Origin of the sequence: Aurantimonas sp. E1-2-R+4 (assembly GCF_036549515.1) — a bacterium.
Classification (GTDB): domain Bacteria; phylum Pseudomonadota; class Alphaproteobacteria; order Rhizobiales; family Rhizobiaceae; genus Aurantimonas; species Aurantimonas coralicida_A.
In genome coordinates, this window is the sequence record NZ_JAZHLK010000008.1 from 26076 (window position 1) to 46335 (window position 20260).

17 protein-coding genes are annotated in these 20260 nt (G+C 65.6%); 9 read left to right on the plus strand and 8 right to left on the minus strand.

Annotated elements, in window-relative coordinates:
• The first annotated feature begins 3 nt into the window (after positions 1-3).
• From VQ045_RS05795 to VQ045_RS05810, 4 genes are all read left to right on the plus strand, one after another.
• A complete protein-coding gene (locus VQ045_RS05795) occupies positions 4-888 on the plus strand; it encodes an amidohydrolase family protein (protein ID WP_331829438.1) in 885 nt (294 codons plus the stop codon).
• Positions 885-2411: a sugar ABC transporter ATP-binding protein gene (locus tag VQ045_RS05800; RefSeq protein WP_331829439.1), complete on the plus strand. Its 1527-nt coding sequence runs from the start codon at positions 885-887 to the stop codon at positions 2409-2411. The genes VQ045_RS05795 and VQ045_RS05800 overlap by 4 nt, the downstream gene beginning before the upstream one ends.
• Positions 2408-3409, plus strand: coding sequence for an ABC transporter permease (locus VQ045_RS05805; protein WP_327623279.1), 1002 nt, complete (start codon positions 2408-2410; stop codon positions 3407-3409). Before VQ045_RS05800 ends, VQ045_RS05805 begins: the two co-directional genes overlap by 4 nt.
• An 80-nt stretch (positions 3410-3489) precedes the next feature.
• Positions 3490-4437, plus strand: a complete 948-nt coding sequence (locus tag VQ045_RS05810; RefSeq protein WP_331829440.1) for an ABC transporter substrate-binding protein — start codon at positions 3490-3492, stop codon at positions 4435-4437.
• 84 nt (positions 4438-4521) lie between these two features.
• Here VQ045_RS05810 and VQ045_RS05815 read toward each other — a convergent pair whose 3' ends face one another.
• On the minus strand, positions 4522-4965 hold the full coding sequence (locus VQ045_RS05815) for a DUF1810 domain-containing protein (RefSeq protein ID WP_331829441.1): 444 nt from the start codon (positions 4963-4965) through the stop codon (positions 4522-4524).
• A 212-nt stretch (positions 4966-5177) separates the two neighbouring features.
• On the opposite strand from VQ045_RS05815, the gene VQ045_RS05820 reads away from it, so the two are divergent.
• On the plus strand, positions 5178-7148 hold the full coding sequence (locus VQ045_RS05820; protein WP_331829442.1) for an elongation factor G: 1971 nt from the start codon (positions 5178-5180) through the stop codon (positions 7146-7148).
• A gap of 46 nt (positions 7149-7194) precedes the next feature.
• Here VQ045_RS05820 and VQ045_RS05825 read toward each other — a convergent pair whose 3' ends face one another.
• Together VQ045_RS05825 and VQ045_RS05830 are read right to left on the minus strand one after the other, a co-directional pair.
• Positions 7195-8571 carry a sensor histidine kinase gene (locus VQ045_RS05825; RefSeq protein ID WP_327647827.1) on the minus strand — a complete coding sequence of 459 codons (1377 nt, stop codon included), beginning with the start codon at positions 8569-8571 and terminating at the stop codon, positions 7195-7197.
• Complete coding sequence (locus VQ045_RS05830; RefSeq protein WP_331829443.1) at positions 8568-9248, minus strand: response regulator transcription factor; 681 nt, start codon at positions 9246-9248, stop codon at positions 8568-8570. The genes VQ045_RS05825 and VQ045_RS05830 overlap by 4 nt, the downstream gene beginning before the upstream one ends.
• 169 nt (positions 9249-9417) lie before the next feature.
• Between VQ045_RS05830 and VQ045_RS05835 the strand changes: the two genes are divergently transcribed.
• From VQ045_RS05835 to VQ045_RS05845, 3 genes are all read left to right on the plus strand, one after another.
• On the plus strand, positions 9418-10518 hold the full coding sequence (locus VQ045_RS05835; RefSeq protein WP_327623273.1) for a Bug family tripartite tricarboxylate transporter substrate binding protein: 1101 nt from the start codon (positions 9418-9420) through the stop codon (positions 10516-10518).
• A 180-nt stretch (positions 10519-10698) separates the two neighbouring features.
• Entirely contained in the window at positions 10699-12708 is a 2010-nt protein-coding gene (locus VQ045_RS05840) for a tripartite tricarboxylate transporter permease (protein WP_331829444.1), read from the plus strand.
• A gap of 5 nt (positions 12709-12713) precedes the next feature.
• Entirely contained in the window at positions 12714-13802 is a 1089-nt protein-coding gene (locus VQ045_RS05845) for a 4-oxalomesaconate tautomerase (protein WP_327623271.1), read from the plus strand.
• A gap of 13 nt (positions 13803-13815) precedes the next feature.
• Here VQ045_RS05845 and VQ045_RS05850 read toward each other — a convergent pair whose 3' ends face one another.
• From VQ045_RS05850 to tcuA, 4 genes are read right to left on the minus strand one after another with little or no spacing between them, the layout of a single operon-like run.
• A complete protein-coding gene (locus VQ045_RS05850) occupies positions 13816-14772 on the minus strand; it encodes a D-2-hydroxyacid dehydrogenase family protein (protein WP_331829446.1) in 957 nt (318 codons plus the stop codon).
• Positions 14769-15824 carry an AbrB family transcriptional regulator gene (locus VQ045_RS05855; protein ID WP_331829447.1) on the minus strand — a complete coding sequence of 352 codons (1056 nt, stop codon included), beginning with the start codon at positions 15822-15824 and terminating at the stop codon, positions 14769-14771. The genes VQ045_RS05850 and VQ045_RS05855 overlap by 4 nt, the downstream gene beginning before the upstream one ends.
• Positions 15811-16935, minus strand: coding sequence for a tricarballylate utilization 4Fe-4S protein TcuB (gene tcuB / locus VQ045_RS05860; RefSeq protein ID WP_331829448.1), 1125 nt, complete (start codon positions 16933-16935; stop codon positions 15811-15813). Before tcuB ends, VQ045_RS05855 begins: the two co-directional genes overlap by 14 nt.
• Complete coding sequence (tcuA, locus tag VQ045_RS05865) at positions 16928-18322, minus strand: FAD-dependent tricarballylate dehydrogenase TcuA (RefSeq protein ID WP_331829449.1); 1395 nt, start codon at positions 18320-18322, stop codon at positions 16928-16930. Before tcuA ends, tcuB begins: the two co-directional genes overlap by 8 nt.
• Positions 18323-18449: 127 nt before the next feature.
• Between tcuA and VQ045_RS05870 the strand changes: the two genes are divergently transcribed.
• Complete coding sequence (locus VQ045_RS05870; protein WP_331829450.1) at positions 18450-19130, plus strand: GntR family transcriptional regulator; 681 nt, start codon at positions 18450-18452, stop codon at positions 19128-19130.
• A 28-nt stretch (positions 19131-19158) separates the two neighbouring features.
• On the opposite strand, the gene VQ045_RS05875 is transcribed toward VQ045_RS05870, so the two are convergent.
• Positions 19159-20247, minus strand: coding sequence for an isocitrate/isopropylmalate dehydrogenase family protein (locus VQ045_RS05875; protein WP_331829452.1), 1089 nt, complete (start codon positions 20245-20247; stop codon positions 19159-19161).
• Between the last annotated feature and the right edge of the window lie 13 nt (positions 20248-20260).

Below are 20260 nucleotides of genomic sequence, written 5' to 3' on the forward strand. Positions count from 1 at the left end.
GGCATGAGTGCCCGCATCGACGCCCATTGCCATTTCTGGCGCCTGTCGCGCGACGATTATGGCTGGCTGCAATCGGGCGATCCGACTCTCGCTTCGATCCGCCGCGACTTCGCGCCCGCCGATCTGCGCCCGTTGGCGGCGGCGGCGGGGATCGAGCGCGTCGTATTGGTGCAGGCCGCGCCGAGCGATGCCGAGACCGACTTCATGCTGGCGCTCGCCGCAGACAACGCCGAGATCGCGGGCGTGGTCGGCTGGGTCGATCTCGCTTCGCCCGAGGCCGCCAAGCGGCTCGAAACGCTGGCGCAAAACCCGACGCTGAAATCCGTCCGGCCGATGCTCCAGGACATCGCCGATCCGGACTGGTTGCTGACGGCGCCCGATACCGGCGTGCTCAATGCGCTCGACCGCCTCGGCCTTCGCTTCGACGCTCTGGTGCTGCCGGTGCATCTCGACCGGCTTCTGCGGTTCGCCGAACGCCGCCCCGACTTGCCGATCATCATCGATCATGCGGGCAAGCCGGCCCTTGGCGCGGACGCGGACGACCCAAGGCATGCGCTTTGGGAGGAGGGGATGGCGCGGTTGGCGCGCGAGACGGACGCGGTCTGCAAGCTGTCCGGCCTGCTCACCGAAATGCGCTCCGATCAGCGGCAGAGCGAAGCGGCCGCGCTCGCCGTTCTGCGCCCGATCGTCGACAAGCTGATCGGCTGGTTCGGCCCCAAGCGTCTGATCTGGGGCTCGGACTGGCCGGTGCTGACATTGGCGGCGCCGCACGAAGGATGGGTTCGGATCACCGACGCCCTGCTCGATCCGCTTTCGCCTGACGAGCGGGCTGCCATTCTCGGCGATAACGCGGTGACTTTCTACGGACTGGGCGAGGCCGCCGCATGACCGCGCTTGTCCAGATGACCGGAATCGAAAAGCGCTTCCCAGGCGTGCATGCCCTGAAGGATGTGCATCTCGAGATTCTGCCGGGCGAGGTTCACGCCGTGATGGGCGAGAATGGTGCCGGCAAGTCGACGCTGATGAAGATCCTCTCCGGGATCTACCCGAGGGACGGCGGCGAGATCGTGGTCGAAGGCAATGCGGTCGAGATCGACGGTCCGCGCGCGGCGCAAGACCTCGGCATCGGCATCATCCATCAGGAACTGAGCCTGATGAACGATCTGACGATCGCCCAGAACATCTTCATCGGGCGCGAGCCGCGCCGTCGCTTTGGCCGGCTCGACGAGGCGGCGCTGAACCGGCAGGCCGCCGACATCTTCGCCGGGATGAACCTCAAGCTCGACCCGCGCAACAAGGTGGAGCGGCTGACCATCGCCAAGCAGCAGATGGTCGAAATCGCCAAGGCGCTGTCGTTTCGCTCGCGCATCCTGATCATGGACGAGCCGACGGCGGCGCTTAACGATGTCGAGATCGAGGAGCTGTTCATCATCATCCGGCGGTTGAAGGCCGAAGGGGTCGGCATCGTCTACATCTCGCACAAGATGGATGAGTTGAAGCGGATCGCCGACCGGGTGACGGTGATGCGCGACGGCGAGACGGTCGGAACCGTGTCTGCCGCCGACACGCCGGTCAGCCGTATCATCGCGATGATGGTCGGCCGTGCCCTCAGCGACGAGGCGGCGGCACAGCCGGATTTGTCCGATGCCGAAACCGCGTTGGAAGTGCGCGGGCTCAGCCGTGGCCGGGAGATTCGCGACGTCAGCTTTGCCGTGAAGAAGGGGGAAATTCTCGGTTTTGCCGGACTGATGGGCGCCGGCCGCACCGAGGTGGCGCGGGCGATCTTCGGCGCCGATCCGCGCGATTGCGGCGACATCCTGGTGCATGGGCGGACGTGCTCCATTCGCAGTCCGGCCGACGCCGTCAAGGCGGGGATCGGTTACCTCTCCGAGGACCGCAAGCATTTCGGGCTGGCGGTGTCCATGGACGTGCGCGCCAATATCGCCATGGCGAGCCTCGATCGTTTCACCAGCCGCGCCGGCATGCTCGACGAGAACGGCATGGGGGAGGCCGCGCGCCGCTATATCGACCGGCTCGGCATCCGCACCCCGTCCGATCGGCAGGAGGTGCGGCTTCTGTCCGGCGGCAATCAACAGAAGGTGGTCATCGCCAAATGGCTGCTGCGCGATTGCGATATCCTGATTTTCGACGAACCGACACGCGGCATCGATGTCGGCGCCAAGAGCGAGATCTACAAGCTCCTGAACAGCCTTGCCGAACAAGGGCGCGCGATCATCGTGATCTCGTCCGAATTGCCGGAAATTCTGCGACTCAGCCACCGGATCGCGGTGATGTGCGAGGGCCGGCTGACCGGCATTCTGCCCGGCGGTTCCGGCACCAGCCAGGAGGACATCATGCGCCTCGCGACGATGCGCGAGAGCGCGATGGAACCAGTGGGAGAACACGCATGACCACGGTCGACGCCGCGCGGCCTGGCTTTGCCGCCCGCCTTCTGAATACCGGCGCGCATCAAAAGCTGCTGGCCTTCGCCAGTCTGGTTCTGCTCCTCATCGGCTTCTCGCTCGCCTCGCCGAATTTCATGCAGATGACCAACATCATCGCCATCCTGCAGGCGACCTCGGTCAACGGCGTGCTGGCGGTCGGTGTCACGCTGGTGATCATCACGGGCGGCATCGACCTTTCGGTCGGAACGCTGATGACGTTTTGCGCAGTCATCGCCGGAGTGGTGCTGACCTATTGGGGGCTGCCGCTGCCGCTGGGCATCATCGCCGCGATCGGCGCCGGCGCGCTGAGCGGACTCCTCTCCGGCACCTTTGTCGCCAAGATGAAGATTCCTCCCTTCATCGCCACGCTCGGCATGATGCTGATGTTGAAGGGGCTTTCCCTGGTGATCTCGGGAACGCGGCCGATCTATTTCAACGACACGCCGGGCTTCACCGAGATCTCCCGCGGTTCGCTGATCGGCGACCTGATTCCCGCTCTGCCGATCCCGAACGGCGTGCTGATCCTGTTCCTGACCGCCTTCTCCGTCAGCTACATTCTGGAGCGGACGGTTCTCGGCCGATACACCTTCGCGCTCGGCTCCAACGAGGAGTCGGTCCGGCTGTCGGGCGTCAACACCGACGCCTGGAAGATGGCGATCTATGCTCTGTCCGGGGGGATCTGCGGCATCGCCGGACTGCTCATCGCTTCGCGTCTCAACTCGGCCCAGCCGGCGCTCGGCCTCGGTTACGAACTGGAGGCGATCGCCGCCGTCGTGATCGGCGGCACGTCGCTGTCGGGCGGGCGCGGCACCATCCTCGGCACGCTGATCGGCGCGCTGATCATGGCCGTGCTCACCAACGGCCTGCGCATTCTGTCGGTGGCGCAGGAATGGCAGACGGTGGTCACCGGCGCGATCATCATCCTGGCGGTCTATGCCGACATGATGCGTCGCCGCCGGATATAGCGAAGTCGACAACAACCAAGAGGGCGAACCGCGCCCCGACGACATCACCCAGCAAGCAAACGCAACCCGGAGGAAAAATCATGTTCACCAGACGAGTCATTCTCGGCGCGATCAGCGCCGCAGCCCTCTTGGCCGCAGGCGGAGCAGCCACGGCGCAGGAAAAGATGTATGTACCGCTTATCTCGAAGGGCTTCCAGCACCAGTTCTGGCAGGCGGTCAAGTCCGGCGCCGACAAGGCGGCCGAAGAGCTTGGCGTCGAGGTCAGCTTCGAGGGTCCGGACAACGAAACCATGGTCGACCGCCAGATCGACATGCTGTCGGCCGCGCTGGCGAAGAAGCCGGACGCGATCGGCTTCGCGGCGCTCGATAGCCAAGCGGCAATTCCGCTTCTGCAACAGGCGAAGGATGCTGGCATCCCGGTTATCGCCTTCGACTCCGGCGTCGACAGCGATATTCCGATGGCGACCGCTTCGACCGACAACGTCGCCGCCGCGGCGCTCGCGGCCGACAAGATGGCGGAATTGATCGGTGACAAGGGCAAGGTCGCGGTCGTCGCGCATGACCAGACCAGCCGCACCGGCATCGACCGCGTCGAGGGCTTCAGCAACCGGATCAAGGAGGCGCATCCCGACATCGAGATCGTCTCGGTGCAATACGGTGGCGGCGATCAGCTCGAGTCGACCGAGATCACCAAGTCGATCCTGCAGGCCAATCCCGACCTCGCCGGTATCTTCGGCGCCAATGAGGGATCGGCCATCGGGGTTCTCAACGGCAAGCGTGAGATGGGCCGGGACGAGGTCGTGGTGATCGGGTACGATTCCGGCGCGGCTCAGAAAGAGGCCGTGCGCGATGGATCGATGGCGGGTGCTATTACCCAGAATCCGGTCGGCATCGGCTACGAGACGGTGAAGGCGGCCGTCGCAGCCGCCAAGGGCGAGACCGTCGAGAAGAATATCGACACCGGCTTCTTCTACTATGACAAGGCGACCATCGACGATCCGGAGATCGCCGCGGTTCTCTACGACTAAGTTGGATGCCAGGCCGCTCCGCGAGGCCGTGCGTCCTTGCGGAGCGGTGAAGCATACACCGAACTGGTCGGCTGCCGTCGCGATCTATGTCCCGGCGGCAGCCAACCGCGCCAGCGTCGCTTCATCCATATTGCCACTGCAATAGTGTTGGAGCGCCAGAGCGAACGGACTTCCCTCCGCTTCGACGGCCTGTGCGAACAGGGTCATGGAGGAGCGGAATTTCATGTCGTCGGGCGAGCCGAAGATGGCGCGGAGGGTGCGGTCCCGCACTCCCAGTACCGTTTGCGTGCAAAGGATGAGCCCCGGTCCGAGGACAGGATCGGCCAGATAGGCGCGTGCCTCGTCGAGCGAGCCGATGCCGTAGAATTCAGCCATCGACGAACGCCCCAGGCCGCGCAATTGCGGGAAGATGAACCACATCCAGTGGCCGCGCTTTAGTCCCGCGCTCAGCTCGTCGATGACAGTGTCGAAGACCGGCGCCTGAGCCCTTACGAAGCGCGCGAGATCGAAGGGGGCGGTGGCTTCCACGGGTTGCTCCCTGGTTCGGCATCGAATTCCATCCGGTCGGCGCCTGCAATCTCGCATCAATGAAGGTCTTGGGAAAGAACGCCCTTGGGCGCCCTTTTCACCGACAAGATCGACGGCGGGCCCGTTTTGCGACATTCTGCCTGGAACTCGTCGCGGTCGTCCTAGCGCGGGGCGCCCGAATGCCGCGAGTGCGACGCGTAAAGGAGCCGATCATGCGCTGCTTCACGGTTCTCGGTCCGGCAGGTGCCGGGAAAACCACACTCGTCAATCGGCTCGCCGGGCCCCAAGCTGTGGGCGAGCGCTTCGAGACTCGTGACGGTCTCGGCATCGTTTCCTTCGCCTTCATGGACGAGCCGTGGTGCGCCATCGACTGCCCGGGGGACATCGAGACCCTGCCGCAAGCGCGCGCGGCCTTGCTGGCCAGCGATGCGGCGGTGATCGTCGTTTCGCCCGATCCAGAGGCCGCCGTGCTCACGGCGCCGTTCTTCCGGGCAGTGGAGGCATCGGGCACGCCCTGTCTCGTCTTCGTCAACCGGATCGATGAAACCCGCGCCCGACTGCGCGACGTCGTGGCCGGGCTGCAGGACTATTGCGGCCATCCGGTCGTGCTTCGCCAGATCCCGATCCGCGACGGCGAGCAGGTCGTCGGCGCGGTCGATCTCGTCTCCGAGCGCGCCTGGCGCTACCAGGAGGGAGGACCATCCGCCTTGGTCGAGGTTCCCGAGAGTGCCGTGGCGCGTGAGCATGAGGCGCGGGCGGAGCTGCTGGAGAACCTATCCGAATTCGACGATTGGTTGCTCGAGGAGATCGTTGAGGACCGCGAACCGGCGACAGGCGCCCTCTATGCGATCTGCTGCCGGGCTCTGGCCGAGAGCCGCGCGAACCCGGCGCTGATCGGCTCCGCGCTGCATGGTGCAGGTGTCGTTCGGCTGATGAAGTTGCTGCGCCATGAGGCCCCTTCCGTCGATGCACTGCGGCAGCGGCTGGTCGGCGGATCGGAAGCGGGGGAGGCGGGGCCGATGGCGGTCACGTTTCACGCCCAGTACCGAAAGCATCTCGGCAAGGAGAAAATTCTTCGGGCGCTTGTCGACGGGATGAGCGCCGGGGCCTCGCTCGCCGGCGGAAATCTGGGCGCGCTCATGCAGGTGGGGATAGGCAAACCGGCGCCGTCGCCGCTGCCGGTCGGTGGTATCGCCTTGGCGCTCAAGTCGGATCACCTTGCCGCTAGCCGGCTGCTCTTCGCCGACCGGAGCGGCGATCCGCCCGGCTGGGCCTGCTCACCGGAACCGATGTTCGTGCGCAGCCTCGCGCCAGAGAACGATCGCGACCAGGCCAAGCTTTCCTTGGCCCTTACCCGCATCGCCGAGGACGATCCGGGCTTGGCGGTGGGCCAGGAGGGGGCGACGGGCGCGCTTGTCGTGCATCTCCAGGGGCCGATGCACCTTCGCCGCGTCCTCGGCATGCTGGCAGAGGAGTTCGGCGTGAAGGCCTCGGACCACGCGCCCGACGGCGTCTGGCGCGAAACGATCAGCCGACCGGCCAGCATCCACCATCGCCATCGCAAGCAGACCGGCGGCGCGGGGCAGTTCGCCGACGTCAAATTGACCGTGCGGCCAAACCGGCGGGGAGGCGGCTTCAGCTTCGACGAAACGGTGAAGGGCGGTGCCGTGCCGCGAAACTACATCCCTTCGATCGAGGCGGGAGCACGGGACGCGCTGGCGTCAGGGCCGCTCGGCTTTCCCGTGGTCGACATCGCCGTGACGCTGACCGATGGGCAATACCATGCGGTGGACAGCTCGGACTTCGCCTTTCGCGCGGCGGGGCGAGCGGCGGTCGCCGAGGCGCTGGCGGAGGCGGTCCCGATGTTGCTGCAGCCGATCCATGAGGCCGCTATCCACGCGCCCGCCCTTTATACCGGCGCGCTCGTCGCGATGATCTCGTCGCTGAAGGGGCGCGTGCTGGGCTTCGAACCGAATCCGGACGCACGCGGCTGGGATCTGCTGCGTACGCGACTTCCCGCCGTCGCGTTGGAGGAACTGGGGCAGGCGCTCCGATCAGCGACCCAGGGCATCGGCTGGTTCGAAAGCGCCTTCGACCACTATGAGGAGGTTTACGGTCGCGATGCCGACCGCGTCATCGTGGCGCACGGCGGCGCCCGTGGCGAAAGGGTAGCCGCAAGGTAGCCGCGTCGCCGTTGTTGGTCCAAACCGGTCGGGTCGAACCCATGCGTTACCCAGCGGCCCTCGCGACAGGCAATTCGATGACGAACCGCGCGCCACCTGGCGCGTCGGCCAACCAGACGTGTCCGCCGTGCCGCTCGACGATTTCGCGCACGATGGCGAGGCCGAGTCCGCAGCCTTCCACCCCGTCGTCGACACCGCGCTGGAACCGCTCGAAGACGCGGTCTCGTTGGTCCGCTGGGACGCCCGGCCCGTCATCTTCGACGGCCAGACGAACAATTCCCGGCTCGAATCGGACCGCGACCCGGACAGCACCGCCGTCCCGGCATCCGTATCGGATGGCGTTATCGAGAAGGTTCTCGAGGGCCTCGCCGAGCAACACCGGATCGCCTCGTATCAGGACCGGTTCCCCCGCCACGTCCAGCGACACGTCGATTCCACGCAGCAATGCGGCAGCCGCTCGTCCGCGCAATATGTCGGCGGCCAGTTTCGCGAGTTCGATTTTTCCCTCGCTCGATCCGGGCGGGAGGCCGCGCGCCCGTTCCAAGGATAGCAGTTGCTGGGTCAGGCGTGCGGTACGCCGGGCCGCTTCGGCGACCTCCGAGACGCGTCCGCGCAAATCCGCGTCCGGCGGTGCCGCCTCGGCCGCCTCGGCTTGGGCGAGGATCGCCGCAATTGGGTTCCGCAGCTGGTGCGCCGCGTTGGAAATGAAGGCGTCCCGCGCCGCGAAGGCGTCGGAGAGCTGCCGGAAGAGCGCATTCATGGCCCGCACGAGGCTCTTGACCTCGCGCGGCACAGTTCGCCGGATCGGGCTCAGATCGTCCTGCGAACGGCGCTCGACGGCTTCGCGCAATTGCAGCAACGGCCGCAAGCCGAAATTGATGCCAAACCAGACGAAGGCGCCCGCAGCGACGATTACCACTGCCATGAGGGTCGACGCCTCCATAGCCAGTTGCAAGCTCAGCGCGTCGCGCTGGCGGACGGTCTGCCAGACCTTGACCGTCACCCAACCGCCGAATTGCGGTTCGGAGATAAATTCGCGGAGAATGACCGCCCGAACGGGCGCGTCGAAATATTCCGCGTCGAAGAAGGCGGGAACGCCGCTTGCGATTTCTTCGGTTCCCGGTTGCGGCGGCGAGTTGGTATATCCCGTGACGAAGCGTCCGCCGGGGCCGGTGACTTCGTAATAGATGGCGTCGCCAAGCGTTTGGGTCAGCGATTCCAACAGTTGCTCGGACAGGAGATCGCCTTCGCTGAGGACGACGTCGCGGGAAATCGCCAATGCGACGGCGAGGAGAGTATTGTCGTAGAGGGTCTGCGACGTCCGCTCGGCCATCACATAGCGAGCCACGGCGGCGAAGCCGGCGACGACGACCAGTGGCAAGACGATCAGCAGGAACAGCCGAGAGCGCAGCGAGCGGTTCATTGCTGCCCGTCATTGCCGGCATCAAGCATGTAGCCCACCCCGCGAGCCGTGCGGATTTCGACGCCGGTCTCGCGCAGCTTGCGTCGGAGCCGCGACACCGCCAGTTCCACCGCGTTCGGTTCGATCTCGGAACCGACGCCATACAACGCCTCGCCGATTTGCTCTTTCGCGATCACACGCCCCAGATTTTGCAGCAGATACTCGAACAGCGCGAGTTCGCGCCGCGCGAGGTCGATCGGGCCCTGCGGCCCGAACAGCTGCCGCGCCCCGTGGTCGAACCGGAGCCGGCCGAGCGTTTCCTCGACGGGCCGCAAGCCCGGTAGCCGCCGTGCAAGCGCACGCAGTCTGGCGATTAGCTCGGCCATGTCGAATGGCTTGACCAGATAGTCGTCGGCGCCGGCGTCCAGCCCGGTGATCCGATCGCTTGTCTCGCCCCGCGCCGTCAGCATCAGCACCGGCGTGGAATCCCCGCGTTGCCGCAATGCCCGGACCAGATCGAAGCCGCTCAGCCCCGGCAGGTTGACATCGACGATCGCGACGTCGGCGCCTTGGGTGGCGAGATAAGTGGCACCATCGCTGCCGTCCAAAAGGCAGTCCACGGCATGTCCGAGATCGCGCAGCGCCGTGGCGATTCCACGCGCCAGGCTCTCATTGTCTTCGATCAATACAATTCGCATGGTCCTCCGGCCCTTGACAGGGTTCAGACAGGTTGCGCGGATAAACAGGCCCGGATCAAGCTGGCCCCGCGATTTCGACGACGCCGGCAGATCTATGGGAGAGGAGACGCGGAGCGCGGGATACCGTCATCTGCTCTCGACAATCAATGCAACGGTCTGGGAGGACCCAATGACACTTAACAGTTTCACGCGCCGCGCGACGCTGGCGATCGCGGCTTCACTCGCCGCGCTCACCGTGTCGGGGCCGGCTTCGGCTCAGGTCTCGTTCGAAGGCAAGACTATCGAATGGATCATCCCGTTCTCGCCGGGCGGCGGTTCGGACACCTGGGCGCGGTTCAACGCGCCGTTCTTCTCCAAATATCTGCCCGGCAACCCCACGGTTGTCGTGGTCAACGAGCCGGGCGGTGGTTCGACCAAGGGCACCAACCTCTTCGCCAGCCGCGCAAAGCCGGACGGCCTGACCATCCTCGGCACGTCGGGCTCGACTCAGTTCCCGTATCTTCTGGGCGATCCGCGCGTCCGCTATGAATACAAGGATTGGAAGATCGTCATGGCCGCGCCGACCGGCGGTGTCGTCTATGCCTCTCCCGAACTGGTTCCGACAGCGGATGACATCGGCAATCTGAAGGATCAGAAGCTGGTCTATGCGAGCCAGGGCGCTACCTCGCTCGATCTGGTTCCGCTGCTCGGTTTCCAGATGATGGGCCTCGACGTCCAGCACGTCTTCGGCTTCAAGGGCCGTGGCGACGGACGCCTCGCCTTCGAGCGCGGCGAGGTCAACATCGATTACCAGACGTCTTCGGCCTATCTGAAGAACGTGCAGCCGCTGGTCGACGAGGGCAAGGCGGTTCCGCTGTTCTCCTGGGGCGCGCTGGACGAGGACGGCAATCTCGTCCGCGATCCGACCTTTCCCGACCTGCCGCATTTCGGGGAAGCCTACGAAATGCTGACCGGAAAAGCGCCGTCGGGTCCGGAGTTCGATGCCTATTTCGCCTTCTTCACCGCCGGTTTTCCGGCCCAGAAGATGGTCTTCTTGCCCAAGGACACACCCGACGACATCGTCGCCGCCTATCAGGACGCCGTGACCCAGATGAAGGCCGATCCCGAATACCAGTCGGCCAAGGAGCCGGTCCTGGGCACCTACGAGCAGGTCACCGGCAAGCCGGCGCAGGCATTGTACGACAAAGGTACGACGATCTCGCCCGAGTTGCGCAGCCAGGTCGTCGACATGCTGGGCACGGAATATAACGTCAAGCTGAGCGACGACTGACCCCCTGATGTGATGTGGCGGGCGGCTCGCAGGGGCCGCCCGCTACGAGTCTGGAGCATCGGACCAAAAAGTGGAATCCGGTTTTTGGATAATTTCGATGCTCAATCAAAGTGTTAGAGCGTCCTTTGTGCGTTCGAATGGACGCACGGCGCTCTAACGCGGCGCTGGGAGGTCACCGCCATGTTCGACGTCTTCGTTTCGGCACTCGCCGAACTCCTGACGTGGCAGCATATGCTCTACATGCTGCTCGGCGTGCTGCTCGGCCTGTCGATCGGCGTCTTCCCCGGCCTCGGCGGCATCGCCGGATTGTCGCTGCTGATCCCCTTTCTCTACGGTATGGACTCGGTCACCGCGTTGGCCATGCTGATCGGCCTGATCGCGGTCATCCCGACCTCCGACACCTTCGCGTCGGTCCTCATGGGCATTCCCGGATCCAGTGCCAGCCAGGCCACCGTGCTCGACGGATTTCCGTTGGCCAAGCAGGGCCAGGCAGCGCGGGCGCTCTCGGCCGCCTTTGTCTCCTCGCTCTTCGGGGGCCTGTTCGGGGCTGTCGTCCTGACCGGTTTCGTTTTGATCGCACGGCCGATCATCCTCGCATTCGGCTCCGCGGAACTGTTCATGCTGTCGCTGTTCGGCCTCTCCATGGTCGGCGTGCTGGCCGGCCGCAGTCTTGCCAAGGGGCTGGCGGCCTGCGGGATCGGGCTGGTGCTCGGCTCGGTCGGTGGCGCGCCCGCCACCGGCGAATTCCGGATGATCCTGGACTTCGACTATCTCTACGACGGCGTGCCGCTGGTCGTTGTTGGCCTCGGACTCTTCGCATTTCCCGAAATCGCCGAATTGCTGCGCCGCAATCAGTCCATTACCGGTGGGGTCGCTCTCGGCGCTGGATGGTTCGAGGGCGTCCGCGATTGGTTGCGCCACTGGTTCCTTAGCCTGCGTTGCGCCGGCATCGGCTGCATCATCGGCGCGATCCCCGGCCTCGGCGGATCGGTGGTGGACTGGATCGCCTACGGTCATGCGGTGCAGACGACCAAGGACACCTCGCGATTTGGCCACGGCGATATTCGCGGCGTGATCGCTCCGGAAAGCGCCAACAACGCCAAGGAGGGCGGTGCGCTGCTGCCTACGCTGCTTTTCGGTATTCCCGGATCCGGGTCGATGGCGGTGTTTCTCGGCGGCATGGTGCTGATCGGCATCGAGCCTGGCCCCTCGATGGTCACCTCCGATCTGAACATCACCTATTCGATTATCTGGTCGCTTGCCCTTGCCAATGTCATCGGCGCGGGGCTGTGTATCGCACTGGCGCAGCCGATCTCGCGGCTGACGACGATTCCGTTTCCGCTGCTCGCCCCGTTCATGATCGCGGTGATTTCCTTCGCCGCCTTTCAGGCGACGCGCGACCTGGCCGATCTGGTGGCGCTACTGGTGCTCGGCGTGCTTGGCGTCCTGATGAAGCGGTTCGGCTGGCCGCGTCCGGCGATGCTGATCGGCTTCGTGCTGGCGCCGCAGGCCGAGACCTACCTCTACCAGGCAGTGCAGTTCTACGGCTGGGAGTTCCTGAGCCGTCCCGGCGTCTTGATCATCGGCGCGCTGACGGCGCTGTCGATCTGGTTCGGCGTGCGCAACCGCGTCGACGACACCGGCGCCCCGGCTCCGGCAGGTGCCTCCGAGACCGCCGTCTCGGTTTCGGGGCGCGCGCCGTTGGCCGACCGCGGGCCGCAGATCGCGTTTGCCGCCCTCGTCGTCGCGATCTTTGCCTATGCGATCTGGGATGCGGCCGGGCAATCCTTCCTCGGGGCGGTCTTCCCGATGGGCAGCGCGGCTGTCGCCGGTCTGTTCGCGTTGCTGCTGCTCGGGGTGCTCGTGCTCGGCGAGAATGCCAATCCGGCGATCTTCGATCACGAGGTCCACGGCGATCATGTCGGCGCGGACGATATTCGCAGTCCTTGGGCCGGAGCGCTCTGGATCGCGGCGTTGGTCGCCATCACCGCCCTGATCGGATTCTGGTTGGGCGCGCTGGTCTTCTTCCTGGTGTTTCTGCGGGTGCGGGCGCAAGCCGGCTGGACGCGCACACTGCTCCTGACGGCGGTGGCGATGGTCTTCTTCACTTTCCTGGCCAACGCCCTGTCGCTTAATTTCCCGAGCGGATGGCTGCAATCGGCCGTCGATCTCCCTTGGCCTTTGAGGTAGCATCAATGCGGCAGACCGAAATCCCTTTCCTGTTCATGCGCGGCGGGACCTCTCGCGGCCCTTATATCGCGAGGCAGGATCTTCCCGAGGACCGCGAGTCACTGGCGCGGGTGCTGGTCGCGGCCGTGGGCTCCGGCCACAAGCTCAACATCGACGGAATCGGGGGCGGCGCGGCGGTGACCACCAAGGTCGCCATGCTGTCTCGGTCCGAAGACGACTGGGCCGAGGTAGATTACTTCTTCGCCCAGGTTTCGGTGCTCGACGGCCTGGTCGACTTCAAGCCGACCTGCGGCAACATCCTCTCCGGTGTCGGCCCCGCCGCGATCGAGATGGGGCTGGTCGGTATCAAGGGTCCGCAGACACCGGTGCGCATCCGGGCCGTCAATACCGAAGCGCGGATCGAAGCGATCGTGCAGACGCCGGACGGATTCGTCGAATATGATGGCGATGCGCGTATCGACGACGTGCCGGGGACGGCGGCGCCGGTGACGCTCAATTTCATGGACGTGGTCGGGTCGACCTGTGGGGCGCTGCTGCCGACCGGCAATCTGCGCGACGTGATCGACGGGGTCGAGGTCACCTGCATGGACGTGGCGATGCCCATCGTCATCGCGCGCGCCGACGCGTTCGGCCTGACCGGCGAGGAGAGCGCCGAGGAACTCGACGCCAATCGCGACTTCTATGCCCGTATGGAGCCGATCCGGCAGGAGGCCGGACGCCGGATGGGGCTCGGCGACGTGTCGAAATCGGTGATGCCGAAATTCGGCCTGCTCAGTAGCGCCCGTTCCGGTGGAACGATCTCGGCCCGCTACTTCATGCCCTGGAATTGTCATCCGTCGATGGCCGTCACCGGCGCCCAATGCCTCGCCTCGTGCGCCTTGGTCCCCGGGACCGTCGCCGACGGCCTGGCCGAGCGTCCGGTCGAAGGACCCGCCGTGGTCACGATCGAGCACGCCTCGGGAAACATCGAGGTCGCGGCCGATTTCACCCATGGGTCCGACGGCTTCGATCTGCGCTCGGCGGGGCTGCTGCGTACGGCGCGCCTATTGGCAAAGGGGCAACTGATGGTGCCCGGCGCGGTCTGGAGCCGCTGAGCCGACGAAGTGGCTATAGCTCTCGGATCGGCGTGCCGTCGCGCCAGGCGGCGACGGCCTCGACGGTGTCACCGTAGAACAGCCGCCAGGTTTCGTCGGTGACATAGCCAAGATGCGGCGTGGCGAGCAGGCGGTCGCCGAACTCGGCGAAGGCCGCGCGAAGCGGATCGTCCTGCGGAAGTGGCTCGGCGTCGAAGACATCAAGCCCGGCCTTGGCCGGTCGCCCGGCGCGCATTGCGGCAAGGAGCGCCGGCGTATCGACGATTCCGGCGCGGGATGTGTTGACGAAGACGGCGCCGTCTCGCATCGCGGCGAAAGCGTCCGATCCGATCAGGCGATCGGTCCGCGGCGAATGCACGAGGTGGATCGAAACCACGTCGCTTTCGCCCATCAGAGCCGCAAGCGATGGCGCATGAGGCACTCCGCATTCGGCGCAGCGCGCGTCTGTCAGGTTTTGCGACCAGGCGCTGACGCGCATTCCCAGACCCTGTGCCAACCGGGCGACCTGTGCGCCGACGGTCCCCAGGCCGATCAGGCCGAGCCGGAGGCCATCGAGGTCGCGCCCCGGCGGCCCCTGCCAGCCGCCCTCGCGTAGCCGCCCGGCTTCGCCGAAAAGGTTGCGCGACAGCGCCAGGATCAGAAGCAGCGTCAGTTCGGCCGTCGTGGTCTTGCGCGCCCGGGTGCCGCAGACCGTGATCCCGGCTGCCCGCGCCGCCTCGAGATCGATCGCATTGTTGCGCGCGCCGGTAGTCACGATCAGCGTCAGCGCCGGCAACGCTTTGATCACAGGGGCAGGGAAGGGGGTGCGCTCGCGCATCAGACAGAGCACGTCGAACGGACGGAGAGCGGCGACCAGCGCCTCGGTGGACGAAAAGGGCTCGGAAAACACCTCGATGCTGGCGCCGAGGCTGGCCCAGTCGGCATAGTCGAGCGCCGAACCGGACCAGTCGTCGAGAATGGCGATTCTCATTCACAATCCTTCCATTTCAGGAAATGCGCCACGATCGGCGCGCCGGCGATCACCACCACGATGCGGGCGATGTGGTGGGTGACGACGAAGGCGAGATCCGCGCCGGCGATGATCGTCAGCATCGCCATTTCGGCCTGACCGCCCGGCGCGAAGGACAAGAGCGCCTCGACGGCCGGAGCAAAGCCCGCCAGCGCCACGGCTTCGGCGAAGATCGTCGCAACGATGCCGAGCAGCACGCAGAAGGCCGCGCCCGCCAGGACGTCGACCCGCAATTCGCGCCAGCTGACGCCAGTGTATTTCGCGCCGATCGCAGCGCCGATGAAGAATTGCGCTGCCAGGATCGCCAGCGCCGGGGGGCGGTGCTCGATGAGGCCGAGCAGACTGAAAATAGCCGCGACGACCAATGGCCCGATGATCGAGGCGCCAAACAGCCCGATCCGTTCGCCGCCCTTCCAGCCGACCAGGGCGGCGACCATCATCAGCAACAGTTCGCGCGCCGGAATGTCGGCCAGCGCGGCGCCCGGCGCGTTGGTGAGCGGTTGGCCGTAGATAGACGTCATCAGGAACGGGACGAGCGTGACGATCAACAGAACCCGTGTGGCGTGGATGAGCGACAGGGCGCGAATGTCCGCGCCGGCCTCTTGGCCAAAGATCACCATGTCCTGAAATCCGCCGGGCATGGCGGCGTAGTAGGATGTCGGCCCGTCGAATCCGCAGACGCGGCGGAAGAACGGATACCCGATCAGTCCGATGATCAGGACGAACAGCGGCACGAGGGCGACGGAATAGGCCATGCCGGGGAGGCGGGTCAGAAGATCCGGCGTAATGGACGAGCCGACGGCCACGCCGAGCACCGTGCGCATCATGACGCCGACCTGACCGGAGTCGGCCAGCGTTGCCCCAACCATCGCCGCAGCGAGACAGGCAAACAGCGGACCCAGAAGGAACGGCAGGGGCATATCCGCCAGCCAGAACAGCACGACGCCAACAGCGGCGATGATCAGCGTGATCAGCTGTTTGCGCAGCCGCGTGGGGCTTTTATGCCCCGGCACCGGCGGCTTCCTGTTCGATTGTCTTGCTCTCCTTGGCATAGCGAACCAGCGCCAGATACCGGTAGATGCCGTGCACAAACTTGCCATAGGGCAGGGTCAGGAACAGGGCCAGCACAAAGCCGAGGTGCATAGCCAGGAGCACCCCCATGGCCGGGGTCGCGCGCAGGAACAGCAGCATGAGCCCCGTCAGGCCGGTGAGGAACAGCATGGCGAGGAACGCGGTATCCATGCCGAACCGGCTACCATCCTGCAGCGCCTCGTCGCGGCGCAGTTTCGCTGCGAGAAGACCTGCGGGGCCGATCAACAACCCGATTCCGCCCAGCGTGCCGAGGATGACCGGCACGTCCCACCAGGGATAAGGGGCCACGCGCCCGAAGACGTAATGATAAAGCGTCGCGACCGATGTTGCGGCGAAGCAGAGCATGAACCCGTAGAAGGTCAGGTGGTGGTAGATTCGGCGGCGATCGGTTGGCGCCTCGTCCTCGTTCATGCAGCCCTCGCCGCCCCCGTCGAGATAACGCAAGGTGCCGGCGTCATGGGCCGCGTGAGCGAGCGCGGCCGGCTGGGCAAGCGTCGCGGCCGGCTCGCCGATGTCACGCCAGAAGTTGCGCGCGCCCATGCCCAGGGCAAAGATTGCGAAGAGGAAGACCGTGCCGAAGAGCAGCGCCATGGCGTTGTGCGGCATCAGCGCGTAGAAATTCTCGTCCGTGAGATGCGCCGTGAACAGGGCTGCCGGCGCGTTCCAGGCTACGAATCCAATCAGGAAGAGTGCGACCGATAGCGCCACCAGCAATGCCGCGACCAGGCCATGGCGGGCAAAGACCCCGCGAAACGCCTGTGGCCAAGCATATTGCTCGTAGGACTGGTTGCGGACTTCGGCGAGGACCTTGGGCACGTTGACCGCGAATTCATGCGGCGGAGAAAACTGGCAATCGTAATAGCAGGCGCCGCAGGAATGGCAGAGATTGGCCAGATAGTTGAGATCGCCGTCCTGGAAGTCGCGCCGCATCTCCATCGCCGGGAATACCGCGCACAGGCCTTCGCAGTAGCGGCAGGAGTTGCAAACCGTCATCAGCCGGTCGGCCTCGGCAAGGGCATCGGTCCTATGCATTGCGGGCAGCCTCCTGTCCGGCGATCCGCCCGAAGACGCTGCCGATGGTCATGCCGATACCGGCCGCGTAGCCTTGTCCGAGGACGTTGCCCGCCATGATCTCTCCCGCCGCGAACATGTTCGGCGCCGTCCGGCCGTCGGCCATCATCATCCGCGCCTGTTCGTTCACGCGCACGCCCAGATAGGTGAAGGTGATGCCGGGCCGCACCGGATAGGCATAGAAAGGCGCAGTCTCAATGCGCTGGGCCCAATTGGTCTTGTCGATTTCAAGGCCGCGCGTCCGGTTGCCGTCGAGCGTCGTATGGTCGAAGGGACGGCCGCCCTCGACCGCCGCGTTGAACCTGGTGACGGTGTCTTGCAGCGCCTCCCGATCGAGGCCGAGCTTGTCCGCCAGTTCGCCGACCGATCCGGCCGTGACCGGCGGATACAGCGACGGCATGAACTTTTCCAGCGATGGGGCGTCGAAGATGATGTAGGCGATCTGATCGGGCTGCGCCGCGACCAGTCGTCCCCAGATCGCATAGCGCTTCGGCCAGATATCCTCGCCCTCGTCGTAGAAGCGGGCGCCATCCCGGTTGACGACGATGCCGAAGACGACGCAGTCGAGCCGCGTGATGATGCCGCCGTCGAATTTTGGCGCCCGCGCGTCGATCGCCACGGCGTGGCACTGGGTCGGATCGCCGATCTGTTCGACGCCCGCTTCAAGCAGCATGCGGATGATCGTTCCCTTGTTGTAGGGCGTGCCGCGGATGAGAAAGTTGTCCGCCTTGTCGCCCCAGCCTTCCTTCAGCCATTCGAGATTGGCTTCGAAACCGCCGGAGGCGGCAACGAAATTCGCCGCGACGACGCGATGCGCTCCCTTCGGCGTCGTGACAGTCGCGGATCGGAAGGCGCCGTCCTCGATTTCCAGCCCCGTCACCTCCGCATCGTAGGCGACCACGACGCCCAGCCGTTCCGCCGTCCGGTAGAGCGAATTCAGCATCGAACGACCGCCACCGAGAAAGAACGAATTGGTCCGCCCCAGGCTCAGCGTGCCGCCCAGGGAGGGTTGAAACCGCACTCCCTGTTCCTGGATCCAGTCCAGCATCGCCTTCGACTCGCGGATCATCAGGCGCGCCAACGTCTCGTCGGTGTTGCCCGCCGTCACCAGCATCAGATCGTCGAAGAATTCCGCCTCGCCATAGGGACCCGACAACGTCTCGGTCGCGGCATCGTGGGCGCAGCGCATGTTGCGGGTGTGCCGGGTGTTGCCGCCGCGGTAGAATTTCGGCGCTGCCTCCACCACCAGCACCGAACGCCCCTCCCGCCGGGCGGCGATCGCCGCGCAGAGGGCGGCGTTACCGCCGCCCGCCACGAGCACGTCCCAGCGCTTGTCCCAGTCCGCCATGGCTGCCCTAGTCCGTTAAGGTTGGCTTCGTATTTATTTGTATACGAAAAAACACAAGTTGCTACACTGGTCAACAGCCGCGTGCTATCCACAGCACCATCGGCGGCGCATTCAGAGAGGCGTAGTCATGGTTACAGGAGCAGCGTCACCAGGTTCCGGCGCGCGCGAAGGCAATCGGCAGGGCCTGTCGCAATATGTCTTCGACGCCTTGCGGGACGCTCTCCGTGCCGGCCAATACCGTCCCGGAGATCGGCTACGCGAGGAGGAAGTGGCGCATCGGCTCAAGGTCAGCCGAACGCCCGTCAGGGAAGCGTTCAGCCGCCTCTTGGCCAAGCGCCTGGTCGAGCCTGCGAGCGGCCGCGGGCTGGTCGTGCGCCGTCTCGGATCGGCGGAAGTGTTCGAACTCTACGCCATGCGGGAAATCCTCGAGGGCGCCGCCGCGCGTCTATCAGCACAGCACGGCGCGCCGGCCGAGCACCAGGTGCTGGCCGACATCGGGCAGCGGTTCGCCGCTGTGGCCCCCGAAGCGAGCGATCTGGCCGCCGACCTCAACCATCGCTTCCACGACACGCTCTACGCCTCCGCCCGTAACCATTATCTCGATGCGGCGCTGCAGGAGATGCAGGACGCCATCGCCTTGCTCGGCCCCACGACCTACTCCGTCCCAGGCCGCCACGCCGAGGCTTGCCGGGAGCATGCGGCTATCGTGGAAGCGGTTACCGCACGCGATGCAGATATAGCCGAACAGGTCGCGCGCGAGCATATCCGCCGGTCCTTGGCCGCCCGCGTGCTGCTGCTCCACGGTTAGCGTAGAATGGCGAGAAGTTGGATCGGTATTACGCCCGTGCTGCCACGGTCATTCGTGCGATCAGCGACTGCGTGAAGGCCGCCGTCTTGCAGGTGCCGCCAAGATCGGCGGTGCGGGTGTCAGGGTCGGCGATGGTCGCGTCGAGCGCGGCATCGATCGCGGCGGCAGCCTGGAGCGGCGCGTCGTCTGAAAAACGCTCGCCCAGCCATGCCAGCAACATAGCAGCCGACCCGATGAGCGAGGCCGGGTTGGCGATGCCTCGACCGGCGATATCGGGCGCCGAGCCATGCTGGGCCTGCGCCATCGCATGGCAGTCGCCAAGGTTCAGGGAAGCCGCCAATCCCAGACTTCCGGCGAGCTCCGAGGCCAGGTCCGACAGGATGTCGCCGAACATGTTGGTGGTGACGACCACGTCGAAACGGGAGGCGTCGCGAACGAGATGCGCGGCCATCGCATCCACCAATTGTTCCTCGTAGCGGATGTCGGGATAGCGGGCGGCGACCTCCCGCACGCAATCCAGGAACAGTCCGTCCGAAACCCGCAGAACATTCGCCTTGTGGACCGCCGTCACCAGCTTGCGGGGGCGCGCTGCGGCGATCGCGAATGCCTTCTCGGCGATCCTGAGCGAGGCTTGCCGCGTGACCTTGCGCACGGCGAGGGCGAGGTCCGGCGTCGGCATGAATTCGCCACCGCCGAGGAACATCGTGCGGTCGGCGTAGAAGCCCTCCGTGTTCTCGCGCACGATCACCAGATCGATCGGGACACCGACCCGTGGCGTGATCCCCGGTCGCGTGCGGGCAGGTCGGATATTGGCATAGAGATCGAGCTGCTTGCGGAGTGTGCCGGACGGGTTCACGCCACCTTTGTCGACCGGCGGATAGACGTTGTGGGAAACTGGCCCGAGGATCAACCCGTCGGCGCCGCGAGCTCTCTCGCAGCTTTCATTCCGAAATGTGGAGCCGAAGGCTTCGAGTGCCGCGAGGCCGACTGTTTCGTCGTCGAATGCCAGTTCGATGCGGTGCAGCGATGCCGCATGGCGAAGGACCGCCAGCGTCGACTCCACGATCTCTGGCCCTATGCCGTCGCCTTCCATCACCATGAGATTGTACGAACGCATCGCCGTTGGCTCC

Bases quoted from the DNA above. Each gene is read 5' to 3' on its own strand.
- VQ045_RS05795 (WP_331829438.1), top strand. From the start codon at position 4: ATGAGTGCCCGCATCGACGCCCATTGCCATTTCTGGCGCCTGTCGCGC.
- tcuB (WP_331829448.1), bottom strand. From the start codon at position 16,935: ATGCATAGGACCGATGCCCTTGCCGAGGCCGACCGGCTGATGACGGTT.
- VQ045_RS05845 (WP_327623271.1), top strand. From the start codon at position 12,714: ATGCGGCAGACCGAAATCCCTTTCCTGTTCATGCGCGGCGGGACCTCT.
- VQ045_RS05825 (WP_327647827.1), bottom strand. From the start codon at position 8,571: ATGAACCGCTCGCTGCGCTCTCGGCTGTTCCTGCTGATCGTCTTGCCA.
- VQ045_RS05805 (WP_327623279.1), top strand. From the start codon at position 2,408: ATGACCACGGTCGACGCCGCGCGGCCTGGCTTTGCCGCCCGCCTTCTG.
- VQ045_RS05875 (WP_331829452.1), bottom strand. From the start codon at position 20,247: ATGCGTTCGTACAATCTCATGGTGATGGAAGGCGACGGCATAGGGCCA.
- VQ045_RS05820 (WP_331829442.1), top strand. From the start codon at position 5,178: ATGCGCTGCTTCACGGTTCTCGGTCCGGCAGGTGCCGGGAAAACCACA.
- VQ045_RS05835 (WP_327623273.1), top strand. From the start codon at position 9,418: ATGACACTTAACAGTTTCACGCGCCGCGCGACGCTGGCGATCGCGGCT.
- VQ045_RS05850 (WP_331829446.1), bottom strand. From the start codon at position 14,772: ATGAGAATCGCCATTCTCGACGACTGGTCCGGTTCGGCGCTCGACTAT.
- VQ045_RS05840 (WP_331829444.1), top strand. From the start codon at position 10,699: ATGTTCGACGTCTTCGTTTCGGCACTCGCCGAACTCCTGACGTGGCAG.
- VQ045_RS05810 (WP_331829440.1), top strand. From the start codon at position 3,490: ATGTTCACCAGACGAGTCATTCTCGGCGCGATCAGCGCCGCAGCCCTC.
- tcuA (WP_331829449.1), bottom strand. From the start codon at position 18,322: ATGGCGGACTGGGACAAGCGCTGGGACGTGCTCGTGGCGGGCGGCGGT.
- VQ045_RS05870 (WP_331829450.1), top strand. From the start codon at position 18,450: ATGGTTACAGGAGCAGCGTCACCAGGTTCCGGCGCGCGCGAAGGCAAT.
- VQ045_RS05830 (WP_331829443.1), bottom strand. From the start codon at position 9,248: ATGCGAATTGTATTGATCGAAGACAATGAGAGCCTGGCGCGTGGAATC.
- VQ045_RS05800 (WP_331829439.1), top strand. From the start codon at position 885: ATGACCGCGCTTGTCCAGATGACCGGAATCGAAAAGCGCTTCCCAGGC.